We start from the raw sequence: 26,158 nt of genomic DNA on the forward strand, positions 1-26,158 counted from the left end.
AGAACAGCACAAGGAGACAAGCAATGAAGAAAGCACTGCTGGCAGGCAGCCTCGCCATTCTCGCGCTGGGCGCCGCCGCCAGCGCCCACGCAGCCTGGCCCGAACGCCCCATCACCATGGTGGTGCCCTTCCCGCCTGGCGGGCCGACCGACCTGGTCGCCCGGGTGCTGGCCAAGCAGCTGACTGACCAGCTGGGCCAGACCGTCGTGGTCGAGAACAAGGGCGGCGCCAACGGCAACATCGGCATGCAGTACGCGGCTGCCGCCAAGCCCGATGGCTACACCGTGCTGTACAACACCTCCTCCATCGCGCTCAGCCCCAATCTGTACCGGTCGCTGGCCTTCGATCCGGTCAAGGACTTCGCGCCGGTGTCGTCCACGGCGGTGATCCCGCTGGTGCTGCTGGTGCATCCGTCCGTGCCGGCGCCGGACACCCGGACCTTCGTGCAATATGCGCACGAGCATCCCGGCAAGCTGTCGTATGGGTCGGCCGGCGCCGGCAACGTCACGCACCTGGGCGCCTTGTTGCTGTTGCGCTCGCTCGAAATCGATGCGGTGCACGTCCCCTATCGCGGCAGCGCCCCGGCCATGACGGATCTGGTCGGCGGGCAGGTGCAGCTCATGACCAATACGCTGAACGATTCGCTGGGCTTCATCCGCGAAGGCAAGCTGCGCGCGCTGGCCGTGACCAGCGGCGCGCGCAGCGAGCAATTGCCCGACGTGCCGACGGTGGCGGAAACGGTGGCGCCCGGATTCGAGATGGGCGCCTGGCAAGGCGTGGTGGTGCCGGCGGGCACGCCCGCGCCGGTCATCGACAAGCTGAACGCTGAAATCCGGCGCGCGCTGCAATCGCCTGAAATGACCAGGCAGCTCAAGGCGCAAGGCGCGCAGGCGCTGGGATCCACGCCGCAGGAATATGCCGCCTACATCAAGAGCGAAATCGCGCGGTGGGGAGAGGTGGTGAAGGCCGCCAACGTGAAGCTGGACTGACGGTTGCTGAAGGCAGATGCAAAAACGCCCGCGAATCGCGGGCGCTTCTGTCTGAGCTGCCAGGCGGACGGCAAAGCTCAGCGGCCGTTGGCCTTGGCCGTGATGCCGTTGGCCGCGCCCATGTCGGTATTTGGCACGTCGCGCAGCAGCACGCGCACGTCCTGGCCCGAGATGCCGATGCTGGCGCACACCGCCTGGTTCAGCGCCGCGATCAGCGCGGCCTTCTTGGCTTCGTCGCGGCCGGAGATCAGCGCGACGTCGACGCGCGCCATGGCCTTGCCGATTTCGCCGCCCACGATCACATGCGCCGCCGGCACTTCCTGAAGCACGATGCGCACGCTGGGCAGCGGCGCCGCGATGCTCTCGACGACGGCGTTGGATGCGGCCTGCAGCAACGCGGCCTTCTGGGCGGCCGTGTGGCCTTCCATGATCTGGACATTCAAAATAGGCATGACTGATTCCGATGTTCCGAAAAAGGAGAAACCGGCCCAGGCGGCCGGCAAACCATCATATCCGGATCAGGACCGCGCTGACGGCCGCGCGGCCTCGATCCGGATTAGGGTTTCTCCCTGTCAGGCCGCCTGGTCGCGGCGCTCGGGTTCGGACTGCTCCTGCGCGTCGACGGCAGCGGCGGCTTCCGCCGCAGGCGCGGTTTCGGCCAGGGCCGGCGTCACCAGCTCCACCACCTTTTTGCGCGACAGCATGCCGATGAACTCATCGTCTTCGCCGGTCACCGCGACCGGCTGGTCGCTGTGCACCAGCTGGGCCAGCACCTCGCCCAGGCCAGCGGTGGCGGGCACGGAAGCCAGATCCTCGACGTAGCGGGAAATGTCGCGCGCGCCTTCCTCGATGGCACGCGTGGCGGCCTCGGCGGTCAGCACGCCGGCCAGCCGCTTGCCGTCCAGCACCGGCGCGTACTCGTAGCTCAGGGCGCGCATGCGGTCCATGGCATGGGCGGGACGCGAACGCATGGTCAGGGTCAGGCGCGCCGGATTCACGGCGTGCGTGGCGTTGAGCACCTTGGTGCGGTTCACGTCCTGCAGGAAGGACTGCACGTAGTCATTGGCCGGATTCAGCAGAATGTCTTCCGGCGTGCCTTCCTGCACCAGTTCGCCGTCCTTGAGGATGGCGATGCGGTTGCCCAGGCGCAGGGCTTCGTCCAGGTCATGGGTGATGAAGACGATGGTCTTGTTCAGCTTGGCCTGCAACTGCAGCAACTGGTCCTGCATCTCGCGCCGGATCAGCGGATCCAGCGCCGAGAAGGCCTCGTCCATCAACAGGATTTCGGCGTCGGTGGCCAGCGCCCGGGCCAGGCCGACACGCTGCTGCATGCCGCCCGACAATTGGTGCGGGTACTGGTTCTCGAAGCCCGACAGGCCCACCTGGTCCAGCCACTCGCGGGCGCGCTTTTCGCGTTCGGCGCGGCCGACGCCCTGCACGGTCAGGCCGTAGGCGGCGTTGTCCAGCACGGTGCGGTGCGGGAACAGGCCAAAGCGCTGGAACACCATGCTCATCTTCTTTTGACGGAAGACTTCCAGGTCGCGCTTGTTCAGGCTGACCACGTCCACGCCGTCGACCAGGATGTGGCCGGCGCTGGGTTCGATCAGGCGGTTGAAGTGGCGGATCAGCGTGGACTTGCCGGAACCCGACAGGCCCATGATGACGTAGATGCTGCCTTCTTCGATCGACAGGCTGATGTCGCGCAGGCCCAGCGTGTGGCCGCTTTCGGCCAGCAGCTGTTCCTTGCTCATGCCGCCCTGGGCGGCTTCCAGCCATTTCTTCGGGTGCGGCCCGAAGACCTTGTAGATGTTCTTGACCTCGATCTTGCTCATCGCTGGCCTCCCATGCGCATGCGCTGTCCATACGATTGCGTGATCCGGTCGAACAGCACGGCCAGCACCACGATACCCAAGCCCGCCAGCAGGCCGCGGCCCACTTCCAGGCGGTTGATGCCCAGCAGCACTTCATAGCCCAGGCCGCGCGCGCCGATCATCGAGGCGATCACCACCATCGACAGCGCCATCATCGTGGTCTGGTTGATGCCGGCCATGATGTTGGGCAAGGCCAGCGGCAACTGCACGCCGAACAGCTGCTGGCGCGGATTGGCGCCGAAGGCGCGCGAGGCTTCCAGCACTTCGCGATCGACCAGGCGGATGCCCAGGTCGGTCAGGCGGATCAGCGGCGGCACGGCATAGATCACGGTGGCGATGATGGCCGGGATCTTGCCCAGGCCGAACAGCATGACCACGGGAATCAGGTACACGAAGCTGGGCATGGTCTGCATCACGTCCAGCACCGGCAGCATGATGGAGCGCAGCCAGTTGACCCGCGCCATCAGCACGCCCAGCGGGATGCCGATGATCACCGACAGGCCGGCCGCCATGATCATGAGCGCCAGCGTCTGCATGCCGGCGTCCCACAGGCCCAGCACGCCGATCACGCACAGCAGCGCGCCCATCGCCAGGCTCAGGCCGATGCGGCGGCTGACGCCCCAGGCGATCGCGATCGTCACCGCGACCACCGCCCACCAGGGCGAATTGCGCAGCAGCTGCTCCAGCCACACCAGGGCATGCAGCACGGGCTGGGACAGAGTCTCCAGCGTGTCGGCATAGTTGGTGACCAAGTGATCGACAAAGCCGTCGATCGCCCCCCGGACCTGCCGGGCGGGAATAATTTCAGGAAACATTCGTTCTACTCCATTCTGGCGCACTCACCGCCCGGACCGCGACCGCATGCCCAGGAATCGGGCAATGCGGCGCAAGCTTGCGGCTTCCAGCTAGAAAACGGCCGGCCATCCCGGCAGCGCCAGCGCATCTCGGTCCGGGCGCGAGCGCCCGGCCGGCGGCCATCCTGGCCAAGAAATCCGGCCCCGTGAAGGGCCGGAGCGCACCGCGACGGCGCGCAGCCAGGAACATGGCGGGTTACAGCGCGCTTTGGACGCGCCCGGCGACGTCGGCGGGGACCCACTTGGTCCAGACGTCGGGTTTGTTCTTCAGGAACCACTTGGCCACGGCGTTGGCTTCATCGCCGGACTCTTCCATGTGGGCCAGGGTTTCGTTGATCACCGGCAGCGGCACCGAGACCTTGGACAGGAATTCGGTGAGCTTGGGCGCTTCCTCGGAGAACTTGGTGTTCACCGCCGTGAAGACGGGATTGTCGGGATAGGCGCTGGGTTCGGGCTTGGCGCACTTGGGCGACGTCAGGCACTTGTGCTTTTCGGCGTCGTAGGGCGGCATGTCCAGCTTGACCAGGTCCATGGAACCCACCAGCGGCGTGGGCGACCAGTAGTAGAAGACCACGTTCTGCTTGCGCTTGTAGGCCGACATCAGGGCCGCCTTCTGCGCCGCGCCCGTGCCGGGCGAATACAGGGTGTAGCTGTCGTCCAGTTTCAGGGCGTGGAACAGGTTGTTGCTGGTGATCTCGCAGCCCCAACCTGCCGGGCAGCCGTAGAAACGGCCCTTGCCGGGCTCTTCCGGATCCTTGAACTTGTCCTTGAACTTCGGCAGGTCGGCGGCGGACTTCAATTCGGGCAGGCGCTCCGCCGTGTAACGCGGGATGTACCAGCCCTCGGCGCCCATGTAGAGATCGCCGATGCGCTTGACCTTGCCGGTCTTCTCGGCGCGGTCCCAGGGGTCGGCGACGCTGTTCAGCCAGATCTCGGTATTGATATCCAGGTCGCCGCGCTCCAGCGCAGCCAGGGCGGGCAGGGTTTCGGTCGGCAAGGTCTCGGTCTTGCAACCGTAGCCCTTTTCCATGATGAAACGTTCGACGTCGACCAGGACCAGATTGGATTCCCAGTTCATCGCGCCGAAATTGACCGGGCGCTTGATTTCGCACTGGACGGCGTCGGCGGCTTGGGCCGCACCGGCGAAGGCGAAGAACACAGCCGCGGCGGCCAGGGTCTTGACAGGGGTAAAACGCATTGGCTTTTGCCTCCATAGGTTCAGGGACACACGCCAGGCTTGGGCCCGGAGGTGCCATGGAGCTAAGGGGGTTGTGCGGAAGACGGGCAGAACCGCCAATACAAACCGACACTAGCAACAAGACGGTCCGCGAGGGTGCGGCATCTTGCAAGACAGGAGCTTCAAAAACGCAGTTTTTGAAAACCCACAGAAAGTGAACAAACTGAACGAAGAAGCCAGCATCTTAAACGAAATTGATGCTCAGCCCAACCCCACCCTGGAATGAATCAGATACATTTCCGGAAAAAACGGTCCGGGATTACCCGCAATCGCAAGGAGTGAAACAGCAGCTTTCCCTAGGGGATTTTGATTCAGACGCAAAGATACATTCAGTAAATAATAAATTCATATCCATACGCTTTAGCGGTTTCGAATCGGCCGGAAATCGCGCTTCCGGCCAGTGGGCGGACGCGTTTCGGCCCACTTCCCGGTGTCAAACCCATTGAAACCGGCCATCCTGCGGACACCCGCTGACCGCTACTCGTTCTTGGCGTACATGTAGTCCCGGCGCCAGGGGTAGGCGAGGTCCGGAGGATCGTCCAGCTCATCGGCGCGTCCTGTCGCCGGATGCTGGCCCAGGATCTGGTGCAGCGCGATCCAGCCGTGCTCGAACGCCATGGCGCAGCCGGCCAGGTACAGCCGGTAGGCGCGCAGCGAACGCTCGCCCTGCTCGCCGCCCAGGATGCGCGCCGCTTCAGGCAGGCGCGCCTCCAGCGCATCGCTCCAGGCCCACAGGGTGCGCGCGTAATGCGGCCGCAGGTTTTCCACGTCCACTTCTTCCAGCCCGCCGTTGGTCAGGGTTTCCATCACCACGCTGACGTGGGTCAATTCGCCGCCCGGGAAGATGTACTTCTCGATGAATTCGCCCATGCCGTTGCCCAGCTCGGCGTTGTAGACGCCGGCCGCGGTAATGCCATGGTTCATGATCAGTCCGCCCGGCTTGAGCAGGCGGCGCAGCTTGGCGAAGTAGCCCTCGAGCTGGGCGCGGCCCACGTGCTCGAACATGCCGACCGACGCGATCTTGTCGTAGGGCGCGGATTCGTCCAGTTTGCGGTAGTCCAGCAGTTCCATGCGGACCCGGCCTGCGAGCCCCTTCTCCTGGATCAGCTTGCTGACATGGGCATGCTGGTTGCGCGACAGCGTGATGCCGGTGGCGTCCACGCCGTAATTCTCGGCAGCCCACAGCAGCAGGCCGCCCCACCCCGCCCCCACATCCAGGAACCGCTCGCCTGCGCGCAGGCGCAGCTTGCGGCAGATGTGGTCCAGCTTGGCCTCCTGGGCCTGGGCCAGCGTCATGCCCGGTTCACGGTAGTAGGCGCAGGAATAGACCCGTCGCGGATCCAGCCAGAGCGCGTAGAAATCATCCGACAGGTCGTAGTGGAATTCGATCTGCTTGGCGTCGCGTTCGACCGAATGGCGCCAGACCGACACCACCTTGCGCACCAGCTCGGTCAGCCAGCCGCCGCGCGCCGCGTCCACCGGCGAGCCCGGCAGCAGCGCCGACGCCGCGGCCATCACATCGCGCATATTGCCTTCGATGTCGATGCGGCCTTCCACGTAATCCTGCCCCAGCACGCCCACTGCGCCTTCGGCCAGGTGCGCCAGCGCAGTCTTGTCGTGCGTGACGAAACGAACGCGGGGTTCGGGCGGCCCCAGCACGGCGCCGTCGGGCAGAACCAGCTGGACCGGGACCGGCAGGGCCTGGAGTTTGCGTTCCACAACAGACAACAAAGGATTCACGACTTCTCCTCTGGAATACGTACGGACCGCAATGACTTTATCGGAAAAAACTTGCAATTTGCTTGTAAGGTTGCCCGTGATACAGTCGTTTACTTGGCCCAAACCGTGCAACAAACCGCATCCGGGCCCTGTCACTGCGCTACCCCGCAATCCACATGCCCCCATCACAGTCTTTTCGCAGCGGCCTGCCTGGCTGGCTGATACTCATGGGCGCGCTGACCGCAATCGGTCCGTTCGCCATCGATATGTACCTGCCCGCGTTCCCCACGATCGCGGCGAACCTGGGCGTGTCGCGCGGCGACGTCGAACGCACTTTGGCCGCCTACCTGATCGGCCTGGCGATGGCGCAGGTGTTCTATGGCCCGATGGCCGACCGCTACGGGCGCAAGCCGCCGCTGCTGGTGGGGCTGACGCTGTTCATGATCGCTTCGCTGGGCTGTGCGCTGTCGGGGTCGGTGGAAGCGCTGACCGGCTGGCGCGTGGTGCAGGCCATGGGCGGGGCCGCCGGCATTGTGATCCCGCGCGCGGTCATCCGTGACCACTACGAAACCCATGAAGCCGCGCGCGCCATGTCGCTGCTGATGCTCATCATGGGCCTGGCCCCCATTCTCGCGCCCCTGGCGGGCGGCCAACTGCTTGCCATCACCTCGTGGCGCAGCCTGTTCTGGGTCATGCTGGCCGGCGGCGCGATGTTGATGGCTGCCGTGATCCTGATCATGAAGGAATCGCTGGCGCCTGAACGCGTGGTGCCCCTGCGCTGGGAAACCATCCTGCGCAACTACCGCGACCTGTTCGCGCATCGCGGCTTCATGGCGCACAGCCTGGCCGGCGGTTTCGGCCAGGCCGGCATGTTCGCCTACATCATCGGCTCGCCGCGCGTCTTCATCGAACTCTACGGCGTGCCGCCCCAGTACTACGGCCTGCTGTTCGGCACCAACGCGCTGTCGCTCATCGTCTGCTCGCAGATCAGCGCGCGCCTGCTGCGCACCTACACGCCGCGCCAGTTGCAGCGCCGCGCCCTGACCTCGCTGGCCTGCGCCAGCCTGGCGGCGGTCGCGCTGACGCTGGGCGGCTGGATGACCCTGCCCCTGCTGATGCTGTGCCTGATCTGCTACATGGGCAGCCAGGGCTTCGTGAATCCCAACTCGGCGGCGCTGGCGCTGGCGGACCAGGGCAAGCGGCTGGGCGCGGCTTCCGCGCTGTTGGGGACGCTGCAATTGTCCTGCGGCGCGCTGGCCGGTTTCGCCGTCAGCGCCTGGCAGACCGACAGCGCCCTGCCCCTGACGACCACGCTGGCGGCCTGCGCCTGCCTGTCCTGGATCTCGGGCCGCGTGGCGCAATCGCACACCAAGTAGCCTGGCCGCTTGATTTATTTAGGCTTTTCGTATTAGAATCTAAGTCTTCACATGAAGTTTCCCGTGCCGGACTACTATGCTTTGTAGTTCAGCACTCTGACCCCAACCGCGCAACGTCTGGCGATTTTCTTAGGAAATCCCAGAGATTCTTCCAAGAATTCCGCGGGTGGCAGGCAGCGGGTATAAGCACTGGGGCGGACCAGACGGGCTTTAACAGCCACTCCGATCCCCCCTCATCCACTAAGACTGGGTGGCCGGCAAAGGCAGCGCAAGCGCCTCTACAGCCCGGCGGCTGAAACCCTGTCTACCCCCCAAGCGATGCGCGACAAAAGAACGACCTAAAGAGGTGCATCCATGGCACGCGTATGCCAAGTGACCGGCAAAGGCCCGATGGTGGGCAACAATGTTTCGCACGCGAACAACAAGACCAAGCGTCGCTTCCTGCCCAACCTGCAATCGCGCCGGTTCTGGGTTGAAAGCGAAAACCGCTGGGTCCGCCTGCGTGTTTCGGCCAAGGCCATCCGCACGATCGACAAGAACGGCATCGACGCCGTGCTGGCCGAAATGCGTGCCCGCGGCGAACTGGCTTAATCAGCCTCCCCGCCAATCTACATACTAGGAGCACGACATGGCCAAAGGTATCCGCGAAAAGATCAAGCTCGAGTCGACTGCCGGCACGGGTCATTTCTACACGACCACCAAGAACAAGCGCAACATGCCCGAGAAGATGCTGATCAAGAAATTTGATCCGGTCGCTCGCAAGCACGTTGACTACAAGGAAACCAAGCTGAAGTAATTCAGCCGGTTTTCCCGCAAGTCGAAAAGGCCCTGCACCGCAGGGCCTTTTTTCATTTCTGGCGAGCGCCGCATGGGGCGCCTTGTCTATTGCCCCGGGGCGAAGGCCCATGTTCCAATTGGGCCGCTGTCATCCGCCGCGCCTGCTGGCGCCAGATTCCCTCTCCACGCGATACCTGACATGTTCCGTCCCTGCCTTACCCTGCTGCGCCGCGCCGTGGCGCCGGCACTCCTGGCCCTGGCGCTGGCTCCCGCCGCCTCGGCCAAGGACAAGGAGCCGCCCATCCGCATCGGCGAGATCAACAGCTACAAGGCGATACCCGCCTTTCTTGGCCCCTATAAAAAGGGCTGGCAGCTGGCGCTGGAAGAGGTCAACGCCGGCGGAGGCGTGCTGGGCAGGAAGCTGGAAGTGATCTCGCGCGACGACAACGGCAACCCCGGCGATTCGGTGCGCGCGGCCCAGGAATTGCTGGCCCGCGAAAAGGTCGAGCTGCTGTTCGGCGGATTCCTTTCCAATACCGGCCTGGCGCTGACGGATTTCGCCAAACAGCAGCAGGTGTTCTTCCTGGCGGCCGAGCCTCTCACCGACAAGATCACCTGGCAGGACGGCAACCGCTACACCTACCGTCTGCGCCCCTCAACCTGGATGCACGTGGCGGCGCTGGCCCCCAAGGCGCTGGCCTTGCGCAAGAAGCGCTGGGCCATCGTCTACCCCAACTACGAGTATGGGCAGTCCGCGGTGGCCACCTTCAAGGCCATGATGACCTCGTTCCAGTCCGACGTGGAGTTCGTCGCCGAGCAGGCCGTGCCGCTGGGCAAGGTCGATGCCGGCGCCGTGGTGCAGGCCCTGGCCGACGCCAAGCCCGACGCGATCTTCAACGTGCTGTTCGCCGCCGACCTGACGCGCTTCGTGCGCGAGGGCAATACCCGCGGCCTGTTCGAGAACCGCGCCGTGGTGTCGGTGCTGTCTGGCGAACCCGAATACCTGGAACCGCTGGGCGCCGACACGCCCACCGGCTGGATCGTCACGGGCTACCCCTGGTACGCCATCGACACCCCGGCCAACACCACGTTCGTCGAAGCCTACAAGAAGCGCTACAACGAAACGCCCAAGGTCGGCTCGGTTGTGGGCTATGCGTCCCTCATGTCCATCGCCCAGGGCCTGAAGGCTGCGGGCGAAGTGGACACCGAAAAACTGGTCGACGCGTTTGCCGGCCTGAAGGTGGACACGCCCTATGGCCCCATCCAATACCGCAAGATCGACCACCAGTCGACCATGGGCGTGTACGTGGGCGTGACCGCGGTGGAAGACGGCAAGGGCATCATGAAGGACTTCGCCTATATCGACGGCGCACGCCTGCAGCCGCCTGACGAGCAAGTGCGCAAGATGCGTCCGGCGCACTGATGAGCCTGTCAGGGCTGCTGCTGCAGCTGCTCAATGGGCTGGCGGACGCCAGCGCGCTGTTCCTGGTCGCCGCCGGCCTGTCGCTGATCTTCGGCGTCACGCGCGTGGTGAACTTCGCCCACGGCTCGTTCTACATGCTGGGCGTCTACCTGGCCTGGACCTTCACCAACCACTTCGGCGACGGCGCCGGCTATTGGGCCGGGCTGCTTCTGGCGGCGCTGGCCACGGGCCTTATCGGCGCGGCCGCCGAATGGCTGGTGCTGCGGCGCCTGTACCAGGCGCCTGAACTGTTCCAGCTGCTGGCGACCTTTGCACTGGTGCTCATCATCGGCGACGCCGCGCTGGCCATCTGGGGCCCCGAAGACCTGTTCGCAGCGCGCGCCCCCGGCCTGTCTGGCGCCGTGCAGATCCTGGGCCGGCGCTATCCCGAATACGACCTGCTGCTGATCGCCGCCGGCCCCGTGGTACTGGGCCTGCTTTGGCTGCTGCTGATGCGTACGCGCTGGGGCCGGCTGCTGCGGGCCGCGGCGGAAAATCGCAAGATGCTGGCCGCGCTGGGCGTGAATCAAGCCTGGCTGTTCACCTCGGCATTCACCCTGGGCGCGTTCCTGGCCGGCCTGGGCGGCGCGCTGGCCGCGCCGCGGGTACCCGCCACCCTGGGCCTGGACCTGGAGATCATCGCCAGCGCGTTCGTGGTGGTGGTGGTGGGCGGCCTGGGTTCGATTCCCGGCGCCTTCCTCGCCGCCTTGTTGATCTGCTCGGTCAAGGCATTGTTCGTGTTCCTGGGACAGGTGCAGATCGGCCCCTGGCTCTTCAATCTGTCCAAGCTCACGCTGCTGGCGGAATTCGCCGTGATGGCCGTGGTGCTGGTCGTGCGGCCCTGGGGTCTGCTGGGCAAACCGCCCGAGCCGGCATCCCACACCGCCGCCCCGGAGCGCCCCATCGCGCCGGCCGGCCGCGGCCTGCGGCTGGCCTATGGCGCGCTGTTGGCGCTCCTGGTACTGGCGCCGGTGGCGGCCGCTCACAGCCCCTATCTGGGCATCCTGCTGACCGAAATCCTGATCGCCGCGCTGTTTGCCGCCAGCCTGCATTTCCTCACCGGGCTGGCCGGCATGACCTCGTTTGGCCATGCCGCCTGGTTCGGCCTGGGCGCCTACGGCGCCGCGCTGCTCCTGAAGCTGGCGGCCGTGCCGATGGAAGCGGCGCTGCTGCTCGGCCCCTTCGCCGCGGCGCTCGGCGCCCTGCTGTTCGGCTGGTTCTGCGTGCGCCTGTCGGGCGTGTACCTGGCGATGCTGACCCTGGCGGTGGCGCAGATCCTCTGGGCGCTGGCCTATCAATGGGATGACGTGACGGGCGGCAGCAACGGCCTGATCGGGCTGTGGCCATCGGCCTGGCTCGCCCAGGGCCCCTGGTTCTATTACCTGACGCTGGCGCTGTGCGTGGCCGGCATCGCCTGGCTGCGCCGCCTGGCGTTCTCGCCGCTGGGCTATGCGCTGCGCGGCGTGCGCGATTCGGCCCTGCGCGCCGAGGCGCTGGGCATGGACACGCGGCGCGTGCAATGGGCGGGCTTCGTGGCCGCGTCTTTCGCCGCCGGCCTGGCGGGCTCGCTCTACACATTTTCCAAGGGCAGCATCGCGCCCGACACGCTGGCCGTGAGCCGCTCCGTGGACGGACTGGTCATGGTGCTGCTGGGCGGGTTGCAGACGCTGGCCGGCCCGCTCGTTGGCGCTGCGTCCTACACCTGGCTGCAGGATGCCGCCGCGCGCAGCACCGAGTACTGGCACGCGGTGCTGGGGCTGGCCATCCTGGCCCTGGTCATGGCGTTTCCCGAGGGGCTGGCAGGCGCTGCCGCGCGCCTGGCCGCAAGCTGGAACAGGAGGCGCGCATGAACACCGCCCCCCTGCTGCGAGTCCGGGACCTGCGCAAATCATTCGGCGGCATCGACGCGCTGGCCGGCGTGTCCTTCACGCTGGAAGCGGGCCGGATGCTGGCGCTGATCGGCCCCAACGGCGCCGGCAAGTCCACCTGTTTCAACGCGCTGGGTGGCCAGCTGCGGCCCGACTCGGGCTCCGTCCTGCTGGACGGCCGCGAACTGGTGGGCCTGTCGGCAGGCAAGATCTGCCGGCTGGGCGTGGGACGCACCTTCCAGACCGCGGCCACCTTCCGCTCCATGACGGTGCGCGAGAACGTGCAGACTGCGCTGCTGTCGCGCGACCGGCTGCTGCTGAATCCGTGGCGCCGGGCCACCCGGCACGCGGCCGAGGAGGCCATGTCGCTGCTGTCGCAGGTGCAGATGGCGGACAAGGCGCAGGAGCATTGCGGCACGCTGGCCTACGGCGACGTCAAGCGGGTGGAGCTGGCGATGGCGCTGGCGCACCAGCCGCGCCTCTTGCTGATGGACGAACCCACGGCGGGCATGGCCACCAATGAACGCCATGCGCTGATGCGGCTGACGCGCACGCTGGCGGACACCCAGCGCATTGCGGTCCTGTTCACCGAGCACAGCCTGGATGTTGTGTTCAAGCACGCCGATCGCATCGCGGTGCTGGTGCGCGGCAGCCTGCTGGCCGAGGGCGAACCCGCAACGATCGCGGCCGACGAGCGGGTCCGCGCGGCCTATCTGGGCACGGAAGCGCCGCAGCCGGCCTGAGCCGGCCGCGCACGCGGCCTCAGTCGTTCCTCAGCCCGTTGGGCTGGCATTCCCAGAAGATCTTGGCCTGGCATCCCTCGCAAATGCCGCGGTCCAGTTTGGCGTAGATCGTATGCAGCGCCGTCGCCTTGTCGGGAAAGATATGGTCCTCGCCCAGCCGCTGCAGGAAACCCGTGCGACGCCACATGTCCAGCACTTCCGGCCGCGGGCGGTGGAAGTACAGATCGCCTCCCATGGCCCGCCTGGCGGCCAGTTCGTCTTCCCAGACCTGCGCGCCCGCCATGTCGATGAAATTCATGCTCTTGGCCATCACCAGCAGATGGCGCGGCGCGCCGGGCGCCGCGCGCAGCTCATGCAGGCGCTGCGCCACGTGCGTGGCAGCGCCGAAATAGACCGACCCTTCCATGCGCAGCAGCTTCAGTTGCGGGCACTCCGGCAAGGCATCCGGCGCGTGCTCCAACACCACGAAGCGCCGCTCCAAGCCGCGCGAGTCGAAGCCCATGGTGCGCATCGCCGGCCGCGAGGTGCGGTGCAGGTAGACCATCAGCGACAACACCGTGCCCAGCAGGATCGCCACTTCCATGCGTATGGTGATGGTGGCAGCCAGCGTGGCGGCGGCGATGATCGCTTCGCCGCGCTGGGTGCGGATCAGTTGCCGCCAGCGCGGAATGTCGAACAGGGTCCAGGCCACCAGCAGCAGCAGCCCGGAAATCGCCGCGTGCGGAATCATGGCCAAAAGCGGCGCGGACAGGGCCACCAGCGCCACCAGCAGCAAGGCCGAGAACACGGACGCCAGCGGCGTCTTGGCGCCAGCCTCGTAGTTGGGAATGGACCTGTTGAGCGACCCGCAAGACAGGTAACAGGAGAAAAAGCCGCCCACAATATTGGACAGCCCCTGCCCCACGAATTCGCGGTTGGCGTCGATGCGCTGGCCCGAACGCGTGGCCACGGCCTTGGCGATGGAGATGGACTGCGCCAGCGCCACGATGGTCAGCGCGAAGGCCACGCTCAGCAGTTCGGGCAAGGCGCGCCAATCGACGCTGGGAATATGGAAAGGCGGCCAAGGTTGGGCCAGCGCACCCAGCACTGACACCGGCGCGCCTTCGGTCAGCGCGTTGAAGCCCGCGGCTGCCAGCGCGCCCGCCGCCAGGCCCGCCAACATGTAGGGCTTGCGCTTGTCCAGACGCCGCACCAGCAGCGCCACGGCCAGGGTGGTCAGGGTCACCAGCAAGGCGCCCCAGTGCACCTGCGCCAGATTCGCGGCCAGGCTGGCCAGCAAGGCGCCCGCGCCGTGCGCGTCCGGCGACGGCATGCCCAGCGCGTCCTTCAGCGCATGCACGGCGATCAGCAGCGCCGCGCCGCTGGTGAAACCGAACAGCGCCGACGGCGAGATGAAGTGCGCCAGCGAGCCCAGCCTGAGCGTGCCCACCAGCCATTGCATCAGCCCGACCAGCACGGTCACGGCCAGCGCCAGCTGGATGTAGCCCTGGCTGCCGGCCACCGCCAGCGGCGTCAACACCGCATAGAGCGCCAACGAGTTGGCATTGGTCGGGCCCGACATGACATGGCGGCTGGACCCGAAGAGCGCCGCGACGATACAGGGAACGATGGCGGAATACAGGCCGTACTCGGGCGGCAGGCCCGCCAGCATGGCGAACGCCACGCCCTGCGGCAACACCAGCAAGGCGCCCAGCAAGCCCGCCGTCGCATCCGCGCGCAAGGTCCGCGCATTGACCTCGTCCACCCACGAGCCGAACAACCGGCGCGCGACGCTCATCCCCCCCTGCATCATTCTTTCTTGTCCCTCGGCATCTGCTTTCTGATTGGTTCCGCCTGCGGCGCACAGGGCGGGCGGCGGGTCGTCTAGCGTAATCGCTAGCGCCCCTCGCGCGCAACGCGTCCCGCTTACTTGAGGTAACGGCGCTCCAGCTCCCGCATATGGGCATCGCCCTGCAGCGCGATGATTTCCTTGACCGCCGGCAGCGCCGCATCCACCTGATGGATGCCGCCATCGCTGCGGATGCGGGCGAACACGTCCCGCATCGCCCCCACCGCGGCGCGGATGGCGTGATTGCCATAGATGACCAGGCCGACCTTGCCCAGCGCCTGGATATCGGCTTCGCGCAGTTGCGGATAGGCGGTGGGCACCAGCACCAGCGGCGCGCGGCCTTGCCATGCCGCGATGAACGACAGGATCTCGTCGGGCGTGTTCTGCTTGGAATGGATCAGGATGGCGTCCGCGCCCGCAGCTTCATACGCGCGCGCACGGGCCAAGGCCTCCTGCTCGCCGGCGCCCGCGATCAGCGCCTCGGTCCGGGCGATCACGCAGAAATCCGCATCGCGGCGGGCGCTGCAGGCGGCTTCGATCTTGCCCTGGAACTCCTCGATCCGCACCAGCTCCTGCCTGCCGGACGCGCGCAGACTCGTGTCCTTGGGAAAGGTCTTGTCTTCCATCACCACCGCCGACACGCCCGCGGCTTCGTACTGCGGCACCATGTAGGAGACATTGATGGCATTGCCGAATCCGGTGTCGATGTCGGCAATCACGGGCACGTCCACCGCGGCGGCGATCGCCCGCATCATGTCCAGGTGCTGCGAGGGCGAGAGTATGTTGGCATCGGGCACGGCGTAGCTGGCCGACAGCTCGAAGCCGCTGCCCCAGATGGCGTCGAACCCGGCATCGGCCGCCAGCCTGGCGGACAGCGGGTTGTGCGCCGACATGGCGTGCATCAAGACGGGATCCTGCAATTTCTGGCGGAAACGGGCGTTTCTGGTCATGGCGGACACGTAGGCAAAAACCCGGCGCGCCGCGCGCCGGCTGCGGCCATCGTAGCGCCAATCCCCGCCTTGCCCGAAACGTCAGCCGGCCTCGCCGCCGCGTCGCGCCTTCATGGCCTGCCCGATCCCGGCCAGCGTATCGTCCGGGATCAGCCGCGCCGCCATCGGCAGCAGTTCGCTTTCCTCACGCTGGATATGCGCGGCGTAGGCATCGGAGAAATCCTGCACCTGGCTGGCGGGCAGCTCGGCCTGGCGGCCCGCCGCGATCTCGGCGAGCGCCTGGCGCAAGGGCTCCCAGCGCCGCGCCAACTGCCGGTGCTCGGCCATCAGGCCGTCCACCAGCGCATGCAGACAGACGGCGTCAGAGCCGGCCATGGATTCGATCAAGGCCGGAAACAGGTCCTCTTCCTCGTCCTCGTGATGGTGTGCGGCCGCGGTATCGAAGTAGCGCATGACGCTGGCCGCCGCGGTTTGAGCCGCGGCGTCGCTGCCATGCACCGGCAGGTGCGCGGCAAGACGCCCCAAGGTCGCGCACTGGCGGGAAATGCGGCCATGGCAGGCCGACAGCAAAGCCAAGGGATCATCCGCGCCCGGCGCCGGGGCCGGGCCTCCAGGAAAGCTCACCGCCATCGCACACCTCCGTTATCCGGCGTGGCCACGCCACCACAAGCGGATGGAATCCCACGCGCGTCCCGCGAATCCGGCCTCGGCCACCGGTTCCAGTGCCACCACCGGAAACTGCATGGCGGGCTTGCCGTCCACCAGCACACGCACCTCGCCCACTGCGGACTGGGCCGCGATCGGCGCAATCAGCGGATCCTGCGGTGTCCAGACCGGTTCGACCTTGGCGCCCGCAGGCACCGTCACGTAGGCATCGCGCGCGAATCCGGCCTTCAGGCTGTCCTGCTCGCCCTTCCATACCTCGGGCGTGGCGACTGCCTGGCCGCGCGCGTACAGCTTGATGGTATTGAACCCCTGAAAGCCCCACTCCAGCAACTCGCGGCTTTCCTGCGTGCGCAGCTTGTCCGACGCCGTGCCCACCACCACCGTGATCAGGCGGCGCTGGTCAGCGCCATTAGGACGCTGCGCGGTGGCGACGATGCAATAGCCGGCCGATTCGGTATGCCCGGTCTTCAGCCCGTCCACGCTGGGATCCAGCCACAGCAGGCGGTTGCGGTTCGGCTGCGTGATCTTGTTGTAGGTGAACTGCTTGGCCGAATCGTAGGTCCTGTAGAGCTGCGGATAATCGCGAATGAAACGCGTGGCCAGCATGGACAGGTCGCTGGCGGTGGAGTAGGTCCCCGGATCGGGCAAGCCGTGCGGGCTGGCGAAATGCGTGGCGTGCAGGCCGAGCCTGGCGGCGGTGTCGTTCATCCGCGCCACGAAGGCCTCGACGCTGCCCGACACGGCTTCGGCCAGCGCGATGGCCGCGTCGTTGCCCGACTGGATCATCAGGCCGCGCAGCAGATCGTCCACCGACACCTTCGAGCCCGGCTCCAGGAACATCTTCGAGCTGCCCGCCGGCACCTTCCAGGCGCGGGTCGACACCGTGACCATTTGCGCCGCGGACAGCTCTTTCTTGCTGAGCGCCTCGAACACGACATAGGCCGTCATGATCTTGGTCAGGGACGCGGGCTCGATCCGGGTCGTCGCCGCATGCGACGCGATCACCTGTCCGCTGGTCTCGTCCAGCAAGAGCCAGGCCTTGGCCGACAGGGCCGGCGCGGGCACCGTCTGCGCCACGGCGCCCGACATGCACGCGGCCGCGACGATCAGGCTCGCCGCCAACTTCTTCATCAACATATGACTGCTTCGCTTCCATGCTTGGTTTTTCCCGCGCGGGTCTCGCGCAGGGCACGCAATTGGAACATGCCCGGCGCAGTTGGTTCAGTGCCGCAGGCATCTGAAAAGATGCGCGATGAATGTCACGACATCTTGCTGGAGCCCTTCTACAAAGCACTTTCTGTGTCGAAAACAACAAACAAGGGCCAAAAACCCGCTAGAAAACCGCATTAATCGCCACTCTTCCGCTATCATCGGCCGCGTAGCGTCAAACGCCGATACCCGGCGCGCGCTGCTCCATGACCTCAACATACGGATTTTGACCATGGCCACGAAAGCAAAAGCTCCTGCCAAGAAAGTCACCAAGCCCGCCGCCAAGGCGCCCGCAAAGAAGGCAACTGCTGCCAAACCCGCTGTGAAGCCCGCTGCAAAGCCGGCCGTCAAGAAGGTCGTCGCCGCCAAGAAGGTCGCTGCTGCCCCCAAGGCCATCAAGGCCGCCCTGAACAAGACCCAGCTGATCGCCTACATCGTTGAGCAATCGGGCGTTGAAGCCAAGTCGGTCAAGGCCGTCCTGGCCAGCCTGGAAACCTCGGTGCTGGGCTCCGTGGACAAGAAGGGCGCTGGCGAATTCACGCTGCCCGGCCTGTTCAAGGTTGCCGTGCAGAAGGTTCCGGCCAAGGCCAAGCGCTTCGGCAAGGATCCGTTCACCGGTGAAGAGCGCTGGTTCCCCGCCAAGCCGGCTTCGGTCAAGGTGAAGGTTCGCCCGCTCAAGAAGCTGAAGGACGCCGCGCAGTAATTCGCGCGTAGTTCCGGTCAAGCCGGAAGGGCCCGCCTCGCAAGAGGCGGGCCCTTCTTTTTTGCCGCGGCCGGCCTGCACGACGCATAGGTCGGCTTTTTCCAATTTATCTTCATGTTAAGATACTTCACGTAAAAACAAATCCCATGCACCCATGAATGACCTCGTCGATCTGGTGATCTCCCAATGGACCGCCGAATGTCCCGCCCAGGACTTCGCCGCCATGTCCGTCGTCACCCGTGTGTTCCGTCTGAACGCGCTGGCCGCGCGCAACGTGAACCGCAGCTTCCGCAACTACGACCTGCACCAGGGCGAATTCGACGTGCTGGCCACGCTGTACCGCAGCGGCTCGCCCTACGCGCTGAATCCGCAGAAGCTGGTGGAGGCCCTGCTGTTGACCTCCGGCGCCATGACCAACCGGCTCGACCGCCTGGAGCAGGCCGGCCTGCTCACGCGCAGCCCCAATCCGGAAGACCGGCGCGGCGTCATCGTGTCGCTCACGGCCGAAGGCTTGCGCACCATCAAGCTGGTGCTGAAGGACTACCTGAAGGACCTCAATGAACTGCTTGAACCGCTGTCCGCAGCCGAGCGCAAGCAACTGGCCGGCCTCCTCAGGAAGCTGCTGATCAAGCAGGACCAGGAAACGCCTGGCGGCATCGGCGCCTGAGCCGAGCCCACTTCCGCAGCCATCATCCCCGATCCCGATCCATGACTTCCGCTACCCAGTCCTCCCAGACGCCGGTCCTGACCGCGCCCATCCTCCTGCTGATGTCGGTCGCGACCGGCCTCGCCGTCGCCAGCAACTATTACGCGCAGCCGCTGCTGCATACGATCAGCGAGCAATTCTCGCTGTCCAGCGCCACGGCGGGCAGCATCGTCACCACCGCGCAGCTGAGCTATGCGGTGGGCCTGATGCTGCTCGTGCCCCTGGGCGACATGTTCGAGCGCCGCAGCCTGATCGTGCTGATGAACCTGCTGTCCTCGGGCGGTCTGCTGATTTCCGCCTTCGCCCCCAATATCGGCGTGCTGATCCTGGGCACGGCGCTGACGGGCATGCTGTCCGTGGTGGCCCAGATCCTGGTGCCTTTCGCCGCGACGCTGGCCGCGCCGCATGAGCGGGGCAAGGCCGTGGGCACCGTCATGAGCGGACTGCTGCTGGGCATCCTGCTGGCCCGCACCGTCGCCGGCGCGCTCGCCGACGTGGGCAACTGGCGCACCGTGTACTGGGTGGCGGCCATCCTGATGCTGATCATGTCCGCGGCCCTGTGGCGCCTGCTGCCGCGCCACCAGAGTCCGGCCGGGCTGAGCTACCCGCGCCTGCTGGGCTCCATCCTGCGCATGTTCGTCGAGGAACCGCTGTTCCGCGCCCGCTCGCTGCTGGGCGGCCTGCTGTTCGCGGCCTTCAGCATGCTGTGGACGCCGCTGACCTTCCTGCTGGCCAGCCCGCCCTATCAATACAGCAACACCACCATCGGCCTGTTCGGCCTGGCGGGCGCCGCAGGGGCCTACGCCGCCAACCGCTTCGGCCGCCTTGCCGATCGCGGCCTGGGCAACCTCGCCACCCGCGTCGGACTGCTGTTGCTGCTGGGTTCCTGGGGACTGATCGCCTTCGGCCAGGTGTCGGTGCTGGCCCTGCTGGTGGGCATCCTGGTGCAGGATCTCGCGATCCAGGGCGTGCACGTCACCAACAGCAGCGCCCTCTACCGCCTGCGCCCCGAAGCGCGCAGCCGGCTGACGGCCGGCTACATGACCAGCTACTTCATCGGCGGCGCATCCGGTTCGCTGGTATCGTCCTGGCTGTACGCCCATTTTGGCTGGCCCGGCGTGGTCACGGCGGGCGCCGTCCTCGGGGTGATTACGCTGGCTTATGGCGCCCTGGCGCCCAGCGCGCGCATCCCCGAAACGGCTCCGTCCCCTGCCCGCGCCTAGCACCTCCTATAATCAGGGGTTTTGGCCGCCTCCGCGCCCGCGCGGCGAGGCGGCTCACCCTTTTTTTGCCATCGTGCACGAGCCCATGCAGGAACGTTACCTCCCCAATACCGTCGAAGCAGCCGCCCACCAAGACTGGCAGGCGCGCGACGTCTACCTGGTCCACGAACACGCCAAGAACGCCGACGGCTCCGAAAAGCCGAAGTTCTACGCCTGCTCCATGCTGCCCTACCCCAGCGGCAAGCTGCACATGGGCCACGTGCGCAACTACACCATCAACGACATGATGGCCCGTCAGTTGCGCATGCGCGGCTACAACGTTCTGATGCCCATGGGCTGGGACGCCTTCGGCATGCCGGCGGAAAACGCCGCCATCAAGTCCAAGGTGCCGCCGGCGAAGTGGACGTACGACAACATCGCCTACATGAAGAAGCAGATGAAGGCGATGGGCCTGGCGATCGACTGGTCGCGCGAAATGTGCGCCTGCGATCCCCAGTACTACAAGTGGAACCAGTGGCTGTTCCTCAAGATGCTGGAAAAGGGCGTCGCCTACCGCAAGACCCAGGTCGTCAACTGGGACCCCGTGGACCAGACCGTGCTGGCCAATGAACAGGTCATCGACGGCCGCGGCTGGCGCTCGGGCGCGCTGGTCGAAAAGCGCGAGATCCCCGGCTACTACCTGCGCATCACCGATTACGCCGACGAACTGCTGGGCGCCGTCCAGAACGATCTGCCCGGCTGGCCCGAGCGCGTGCGCCTGATGCAGGAAAACTGGATCGGCAAGTCCGAGGGCCTGCGCTTCGCTTTCCCGCACAAGATCACCGGCCAGGACGGCCAGCTGATCCAGGACGGCAAGCTGTACGTCTTCACCACCCGCGCCGACACCATCATGGGCGTGACCTTCTGCGCCGTGGCGCCGGAACACCCCCTGGCCACGCAGGCCGCGCTCTCCAATCCGCAACTGGCCGCCTTCATCGAACAATGCAAGCTGGGCGGCACGACCGAGGCCGAAATGGCCACGCGCGAAAAGGAAGGCATGCCCACGGGCCTGTACGTCACGCACCCGGTCACGGGCGCCGAAGTTCAGGTCTGGGTCGGCAACTACGTGCTCATGACCTACGGCGACGGCGCCGTGATGGGCGTGCCGGCGCATGACGAGCGCGATTTCGCCTTCGCCAAGAAATATGACCTGCCCATCGTGCAGGTCGTGGACGTGGCCGGCAAGGAATACTCCACCAATGCCTGGCAGGAGTGGTACGGCGACAAGCAAGCCGGACGCACCATCAATTCGGGCAAGTACGACGGTCTCTCCCACAAGGAAGCGGTCGACGCCATCGCCGTCGACCTGGGCGCGCAAGGCCTGGGCGAAAAGCAGACCACCTGGCGCCTGCGCGACTGGGGCATCTCGCGCCAGCGCTATTGGGGCACCCCCATCCCCATCATCCACTGCGCGGATTGCGGCCCGGTCCCGGTTCCGGAAAAAGACCTGCCGGTGGTCCTGCCCGACGACCTCATCCCGGACGGCAGCGGCAATCCGCTGGCCAAGAACGAGGCGTTCCTGTCCTGCTCCTGCCCCAAGTGCGGCAAGCCGGCGCGCCGTGAAACGGACACGATGGACACCTTCGTGGACTCGTCCTGGTATTTCATGCGCTACACCTCGCCGGGCAACGATAACGCCATGGTCGACGCACGCAACGACTACTGGATGCCGATGGACCAGTACATCGGCGGCATCGAACACGCGGTGCTCCACCTGCTGTACGCCCGCTTCTGGACCAAGGTCATGCGCGACATGGGCTTGCTCAACTTCGACGAGCCCTTCACCAAGCTGCTGTGCCAGGGCATGGTGCTGAACCATATCTACTCGCGCAAGACGCCGCAGGGCGGCATCGAGTACTTCTGGCCGGAAGACGTCGAAAACGTCTACGACGACCGCGGCGCCATCGTCGGCGCCAAGCTGAAGTCGGACGGCTCCGCCATCACCTACGGCGGCGTGGGCACGATGTCCAAGTCCAAGAACAACGGCGTCGACCCGCAATCGCTGATCGACACGCTGGGCGCGGACACGGCCCGCCTGTTCGTCATGTTCGCCAGCCCGCCGGAACAGACCCTCGAATGGTCGGACTCTGGCGTCGAAGGCTCCAACCGCTTCCTGCGCCGCCTCTGGTCCATCAGCTACGGCCAGCGCGAGGCCATCGCGCGCGGCCTGGCCCATGGCGCCGACTGGGCGCAGGCGCCGGCCCCGGTCAAGGATCTGCGCCGCGAGGTCTACGGCCTGCTCAAGCAAGCCGACTACGACTACCAGCGCATCCAGTACAACACCGTCGTGTCGGCGTGCATGAAGATGCTCAACGCCATCGACGACGCCAAGCTGCCCGAAGGCGCAGCCGCGGACGCCGCCTACGCCGAAACGCTGGGCGTGCTGCTGCGCGTGCTGTATCCCGTGGTGCCGCACATCACCTGGCACCTGTGGCGCGATCTGGGCTACGCCCACGAGCTGGGCGACCTGCTCGACGCGCCTTGGCCGCACGTGGACGAGGCGGCGCTGGTCGCCGACGAGATCGAGCTGATGCTCCAGGTCAACGGCAAGCTGCGCGGCTCCATCCGCGTGGCCGCCAAGGCCGCCAAGGAAGACATCGAAAAGCTCGCGGCATCCCAGGAAGAGGTCGCCCGCTTCCTGGAAGGCCGTCCGCCCAAGCGCGTCATCGTGGTTCCGGGCAAACTGGTCAACGTCGTAGGCTGATGAGGTCAAGCATGCACTTCGCCGGGCAACAAACGCACTCCCCCCGCCAGTCCTGGCTGCTGCGCGGCGCCTGCCTGGCGCTGTTCATGCTGCTCTCCGCTTGCGGCTTCGCCTTGCGTGGCGTCACGCCGATGCCGTTCGATACGCTGTATGTCGGCATTTCCGACACCACGCAGTTCGGCGCCGACGTGCGCCGCGCGCTGCGCGCGGCCTCGCCGAACACCAAGCTCGTGTCGACCCCCAAGGAGGCGCAAGCCATCCTGCAGCAGGTCGCCGACACTCGCACCCTGCGAGAGGTGTCGCTGAACGCCCAAGGCCGTGTCGAGGAATACGAACTCGGCATCAACTACACGTTCCGCCTCATCGATGCCAAGGGCCGCGCCCTGATCCCGGACACCACGCTGTCGATCTACCGCGAAATGCCCTATGACGACCAGGTGGTGCAAGCCAAGCAAGGCCAGATCGAAACGCTGTACCGGGCCATGCAGCGCGACCTGGTATCCCGCCTGCTGCGCCGCATGACCGCGCCGGAAGTGCGCCATGCATTCGAGAATGCCGAAGAGCGCGCGGAAGACGGCGAGACCCCGCTGTACGACCCGACCACGCCGGAACAAAAGCGCACGCCCGCGCCGTGGCAGACGCCGTCCACCACCGATCCGGCCATCCTGCGTTAAATGGCACAGCCCCTGGACGCGGATCGCCTGGCCGAGCACCTGCAGCGGCCAGGCAACCGCCTGGCGCCGCTCTACACGGTGTCCGGCGACGAACCCCTGCTCGTGACCGAGGCCGTGGACGCGCTGCGCGCCGCGGCCCGTAACGCGGGCTACACCGACCGCCTGTCCATGGTCATGGACGCGCGCAGCGACTGGAGCTCGGTCACCGCCGCCACACAAAGCGTGTCGCTGTTCGGCGACCGCCGCATCCTTGAAATCAAGATCCCGACGGGCAAGCCTGGCAAGTCCGGCGCCGACACCCTGGCCAAGCTGGCCGAACAGGCCGAGAAGCAGGCGGATCCGGACACGCTCGTGCTGATCGCCCTGCCGCGCCTGGACAAGGCCACCCGCGAAAGCCGCTGGGTGCAGGCCCTAAGCCGCGGCGGCATGATGGTCGACATCGCCAACATCGAACGCGGCCGCCTGCCCGCCTGGGTCGGCATGCGGCTGGCGCGCCAGAACCAGCGCGCCGACGGCGCCACCCTGCAATGGATGGCCGACAAGGTGGAAGGCAATCTGCTGGCCGCCCACCAGGAAATCCAGAAGCTGGGCCTGCTCTACCCCGAAGGCCAGCTGGCCGCGGAGGACGTGGAGCGCGCGGTGCTGAACGTGGCGCGCTATGACGTCTTCGGCCTGCGCGACGCCATGCTCGCCGGCGACACCGGCCGCACCATCCGCATGATCGACGGCCTGCGCGCCGAAGGCGAAGCGCTGCCGCTGGTGCTATGGGCGGTCGGCGAGGAAATCCGCCTGCTGGCCCGCATCGCCGAAGCGCGCGCCCTGGGCCAGGACGTCAACGGCCTGATGCGCCGCCTGCGCATTTTCGGCGCGCACGAGCGGCTGGCGTTGCAGGCGCTGAACCGGGTGCAGCCGAACGTGTGGCCGGCCGCCGTGCAGCATGCCCATGAGGTCGATCGCCTGATCAAGGGCCTGTCGGTGCCAGGACGCCTGTCCGATCCCTGGGAAGAAATGACGCGGCTCGCGCTGCGTGTCGCCGCCGCCGGCGGACGACCGTGAAGGCGGCATAGCCGCCGCCTTCGCCTCCCGCGCCAGCCCATGCGCTGGCATTCGCCCGGCCTCGCGGCCGGATATACACTGAATCTCCAGGTGGCGTCCGCGCCGCCCCATCCTCATGATCGACGCTGCCATGTCCACGTCCTCCATCGAACAAGCCATGCTCACCCTGGGCGAAAACGCCCGCCGCGCCTCGCGCGCCATGATGCGCGCCACCGGCGCCGCCAAGAACCAGGCGCTGCTCGCCATGGCCGACGCCCTGGCCGCCAGCCACGACGAACTCAAGGCCGCCAACGAAAAAGACCTGGCCGCAGCGCGCAACAACGGCCTGGAGCCGGCGCTGCTGGACCGCCTGACCCTGTCGGACAAGACACTGGCGCACATGGCCGAGGGCCTGCGCCAGATCGCCGCCCTGCCTGATCCCATCGGCAGCATCACCGCCACCAGCGTACGCCCCAACGGCATGCGCGTGGCGCAGATGCGCGTGCCGCTGGGCGTGATCGGCATCATCTACGAATCCCGCCCCAACGTGACCATCGACGCGGCCGCGCTGTGCCTGAAGTCCGGCAACGCCGCCATCCTGCGCGGCGGTAGCGAAGCCCTGCATTCCAACATCGCGCTGGGCCGCATCGTGCAGACCGGCCTGGCCGCCGCAGGGCTGCCGCAGGACGCGGTGCAGGTCGTCGCCACGGCCGACCGCGCCGCCGTCGGCAAGCTCATCACCATGACCGAGCACATCGACGTCATCGTGCCGCGCGGCGGCAAGGGGCTGATCGCCCGCCTGTCGCAAGAGGCGCGCGTGCCGCTCATCAAGCACCTGGACGGCAACTGCCACGTCTATATCGACGCGGCGGCCGATCCGGACAAGGCGCACGCCATCGCCTTCAATGCCAAGACCTACCGCTACGGCATCTGCGGCGCCATGGAAACGCTGCTGGTCGACGCGGTCGCCGCCGTTTCCATCCTGCCCAGCCTGGCCGCGGCCCTCACCGAGCACGGCGTCGAATTGCGCGGCTGCCCCCGCACGCTGGCCTTGCTGCCCCACGCCAAACCGGCCACGGAAGAAGACTGGGCCACGGAGTACCTGGGTCCCATCCTGGCGGTGCGCATCGTCGACACGCTGGACGACGCCATCGAGCACATCGCGCGCTGGGGCTCGGGCCATACCGACGCCATCGTCACCGAGGACCTGTCCGCCGCACAGCGCTTCCAGCGCGAGGTCGACTCCAGCTCGGTGTACGTCAACCTGCCGACCTGCTTTGCGGACGGTTTCGAATACGGCCTGGGCGCCGAGATCGGCATCTCGACGAACCGCCTGCACGCGCGCGGCCCGGTCGGCCTGGAAGGCCTGACCACGCTGAAGTGGGTGCTCAGCGGCGAAGGCCAGGTGCGCGGCTGATCCCGAGCCTCCGACTGCACGCAGACTGACGCGGCCCTGAACACGGGGCCGCGGCAAGCCTTCTACAATACGGCCAGCAGTTTTTCGCAGGCATTCTTTTCATCCGAA

23 protein-coding genes are annotated in these 26,158 nt (G+C 66.6%); 14 read left to right on the forward strand and 9 right to left on the reverse strand.

Annotated elements, in window-relative coordinates:
- The first annotated feature begins 23 nt into the window (after positions 1-23).
- Positions 24-989, forward strand: coding sequence for a tripartite tricarboxylate transporter substrate binding protein (locus tag DXK93_RS20740; RefSeq protein WP_119451005.1), 966 nt, complete (start codon positions 24-26; stop codon positions 987-989).
- Between the two features lie 77 nt (positions 990-1,066).
- On the opposite strand, the gene DXK93_RS20745 is transcribed toward DXK93_RS20740, so the two are convergent.
- The 5 genes from DXK93_RS20745 to DXK93_RS20765 all read right to left on the reverse strand — a co-directional run bounded on the left by DXK93_RS20745 (position 1,067) and on the right by DXK93_RS20765 (position 6,691).
- The gene (locus DXK93_RS20745; RefSeq protein WP_054451217.1) at positions 1,067-1,441 is read right to left on the reverse strand and encodes a tautomerase family protein; all 375 of its coding nucleotides are present in this window, start codon (positions 1,439-1,441) and stop codon (positions 1,067-1,069) included.
- Positions 1,442-1,561: 120 nt separating this feature from the next.
- Positions 1,562-2,821, reverse strand: coding sequence for a glycine betaine/L-proline ABC transporter ATP-binding protein (locus DXK93_RS20750; RefSeq protein WP_054451216.1), 1,260 nt, complete (start codon positions 2,819-2,821; stop codon positions 1,562-1,564).
- Positions 2,818-3,675, reverse strand: a complete 858-nt coding sequence (locus tag DXK93_RS20755; protein ID WP_054451215.1) for a proline/glycine betaine ABC transporter permease — start codon at positions 3,673-3,675, stop codon at positions 2,818-2,820. Before DXK93_RS20755 ends, DXK93_RS20750 begins: the two co-directional genes overlap by 4 nt.
- Positions 3,676-3,910: 235 nt before the next feature.
- Positions 3,911-4,912: an ABC transporter substrate-binding protein gene (locus DXK93_RS20760; RefSeq protein ID WP_054451214.1), complete on the reverse strand. Its 1,002-nt coding sequence runs from the start codon at positions 4,910-4,912 to the stop codon at positions 3,911-3,913.
- A 516-nt stretch (positions 4,913-5,428) separates the two neighbouring features.
- Positions 5,429-6,691: a class I SAM-dependent methyltransferase gene (locus tag DXK93_RS20765; RefSeq protein WP_119451006.1), complete on the reverse strand. Its 1,263-nt coding sequence runs from the start codon at positions 6,689-6,691 to the stop codon at positions 5,429-5,431.
- 206 nt (positions 6,692-6,897) lie between these two features.
- Between DXK93_RS20765 and DXK93_RS20770 the strand changes: the two genes are divergently transcribed.
- The 6 genes from DXK93_RS20770 (at position 6,898) to DXK93_RS20795 (ending at position 12,896) form a co-directional block, all read left to right on the forward strand.
- On the forward strand, positions 6,898-8,046 hold the full coding sequence (locus tag DXK93_RS20770) for a Bcr/CflA family multidrug efflux MFS transporter (RefSeq protein WP_054451213.1): 1,149 nt from the start codon (positions 6,898-6,900) through the stop codon (positions 8,044-8,046).
- A gap of 354 nt (positions 8,047-8,400) precedes the next feature.
- On the forward strand, positions 8,401-8,637 hold the full coding sequence (rpmB, locus tag DXK93_RS20775) for a 50S ribosomal protein L28 (protein ID WP_006385639.1): 237 nt from the start codon (positions 8,401-8,403) through the stop codon (positions 8,635-8,637).
- 37 nt (positions 8,638-8,674) lie between these two features.
- The gene (rpmG, locus tag DXK93_RS20780; RefSeq protein ID WP_003810296.1) at positions 8,675-8,842 is read left to right on the forward strand and encodes a 50S ribosomal protein L33; all 168 of its coding nucleotides are present in this window, start codon (positions 8,675-8,677) and stop codon (positions 8,840-8,842) included.
- Between the two features lie 180 nt (positions 8,843-9,022).
- Complete coding sequence (locus tag DXK93_RS20785) at positions 9,023-10,246, forward strand: ABC transporter substrate-binding protein (RefSeq protein WP_054451212.1); 1,224 nt, start codon at positions 9,023-9,025, stop codon at positions 10,244-10,246.
- A complete protein-coding gene (locus tag DXK93_RS20790) occupies positions 10,246-12,135 on the forward strand; it encodes an ABC transporter permease (RefSeq protein ID WP_119451007.1) in 1,890 nt (629 codons plus the stop codon). Before DXK93_RS20785 ends, DXK93_RS20790 begins: the two co-directional genes overlap by 1 nt.
- Positions 12,132-12,896 (forward strand): ABC transporter ATP-binding protein, encoded by a 765-nt coding sequence (locus DXK93_RS20795; RefSeq protein ID WP_054451210.1) that lies wholly within the window; start codon positions 12,132-12,134, stop codon positions 12,894-12,896. The genes DXK93_RS20790 and DXK93_RS20795 overlap by 4 nt, the downstream gene beginning before the upstream one ends.
- 19 nt (positions 12,897-12,915) lie before the next feature.
- Here the strand turns inward: DXK93_RS20795 and DXK93_RS20800 are convergent, their stop codons facing one another.
- The 4 genes from DXK93_RS20800 to DXK93_RS20815 all read right to left on the reverse strand — a co-directional run bounded on the left by DXK93_RS20800 (position 12,916) and on the right by DXK93_RS20815 (position 17,477).
- Positions 12,916-14,673 (reverse strand): SulP family inorganic anion transporter, encoded by a 1,758-nt coding sequence (locus DXK93_RS20800; RefSeq protein WP_054451209.1) that lies wholly within the window; start codon positions 14,671-14,673, stop codon positions 12,916-12,918.
- 128 nt (positions 14,674-14,801) lie between these two features.
- Positions 14,802-15,674 (reverse strand): phosphonopyruvate hydrolase, encoded by an 873-nt coding sequence (locus DXK93_RS20805; protein WP_119451008.1) that lies wholly within the window; start codon positions 15,672-15,674, stop codon positions 14,802-14,804.
- Positions 15,675-15,755: 81 nt separating this feature from the next.
- Positions 15,756-16,304: a hemerythrin domain-containing protein gene (locus tag DXK93_RS20810; protein ID WP_119451009.1), complete on the reverse strand. Its 549-nt coding sequence runs from the start codon at positions 16,302-16,304 to the stop codon at positions 15,756-15,758.
- A gap of 12 nt (positions 16,305-16,316) precedes the next feature.
- The gene (locus DXK93_RS20815; RefSeq protein WP_082400716.1) at positions 16,317-17,477 is read right to left on the reverse strand and encodes a D-alanyl-D-alanine carboxypeptidase family protein; all 1,161 of its coding nucleotides are present in this window, start codon (positions 17,475-17,477) and stop codon (positions 16,317-16,319) included.
- Positions 17,478-17,781: 304 nt separating this feature from the next.
- Here DXK93_RS20815 and DXK93_RS20820 point away from each other — a divergent pair, with 304 nt between their 5' ends.
- From DXK93_RS20820 to DXK93_RS20850, 7 genes are all read left to right on the forward strand, one after another.
- Complete coding sequence (locus DXK93_RS20820) at positions 17,782-18,252, forward strand: HU family DNA-binding protein (protein ID WP_054451206.1); 471 nt, start codon at positions 17,782-17,784, stop codon at positions 18,250-18,252.
- Positions 18,253-18,406: 154 nt separating this feature from the next.
- On the forward strand, positions 18,407-18,919 hold the full coding sequence (locus DXK93_RS20825) for a MarR family winged helix-turn-helix transcriptional regulator (RefSeq protein WP_054451205.1): 513 nt from the start codon (positions 18,407-18,409) through the stop codon (positions 18,917-18,919).
- Between the two features lie 41 nt (positions 18,920-18,960).
- Complete coding sequence (locus tag DXK93_RS20830) at positions 18,961-20,181, forward strand: MFS transporter (RefSeq protein ID WP_119451010.1); 1,221 nt, start codon at positions 18,961-18,963, stop codon at positions 20,179-20,181.
- An 85-nt stretch (positions 20,182-20,266) separates the two neighbouring features.
- A complete protein-coding gene (leuS, locus tag DXK93_RS20835; protein WP_119451011.1) occupies positions 20,267-22,924 on the forward strand; it encodes a leucine--tRNA ligase in 2,658 nt (885 codons plus the stop codon).
- Between the two features lie 11 nt (positions 22,925-22,935).
- Positions 22,936-23,598, forward strand: a complete 663-nt coding sequence (lptE, locus tag DXK93_RS20840; RefSeq protein ID WP_054451202.1) for an LPS assembly lipoprotein LptE — start codon at positions 22,936-22,938, stop codon at positions 23,596-23,598.
- Entirely contained in the window at positions 23,599-24,654 is a 1,056-nt protein-coding gene (gene holA / locus DXK93_RS20845) for a DNA polymerase III subunit delta (RefSeq protein WP_054451201.1), read from the forward strand.
- A 115-nt stretch (positions 24,655-24,769) separates the two neighbouring features.
- Positions 24,770-26,050 carry a glutamate-5-semialdehyde dehydrogenase gene (locus DXK93_RS20850; RefSeq protein WP_054451200.1) on the forward strand — a complete coding sequence of 427 codons (1,281 nt, stop codon included), beginning with the start codon at positions 24,770-24,772 and terminating at the stop codon, positions 26,048-26,050.
- The last annotated feature ends 108 nt before the right edge of the window (positions 26,051-26,158 follow it).

The organism is Achromobacter sp. K91, assembly GCF_003576205.1.
GTDB lineage: Bacteria > Pseudomonadota > Gammaproteobacteria > Burkholderiales > Burkholderiaceae_B > Achromobacter > Achromobacter aegrifaciens.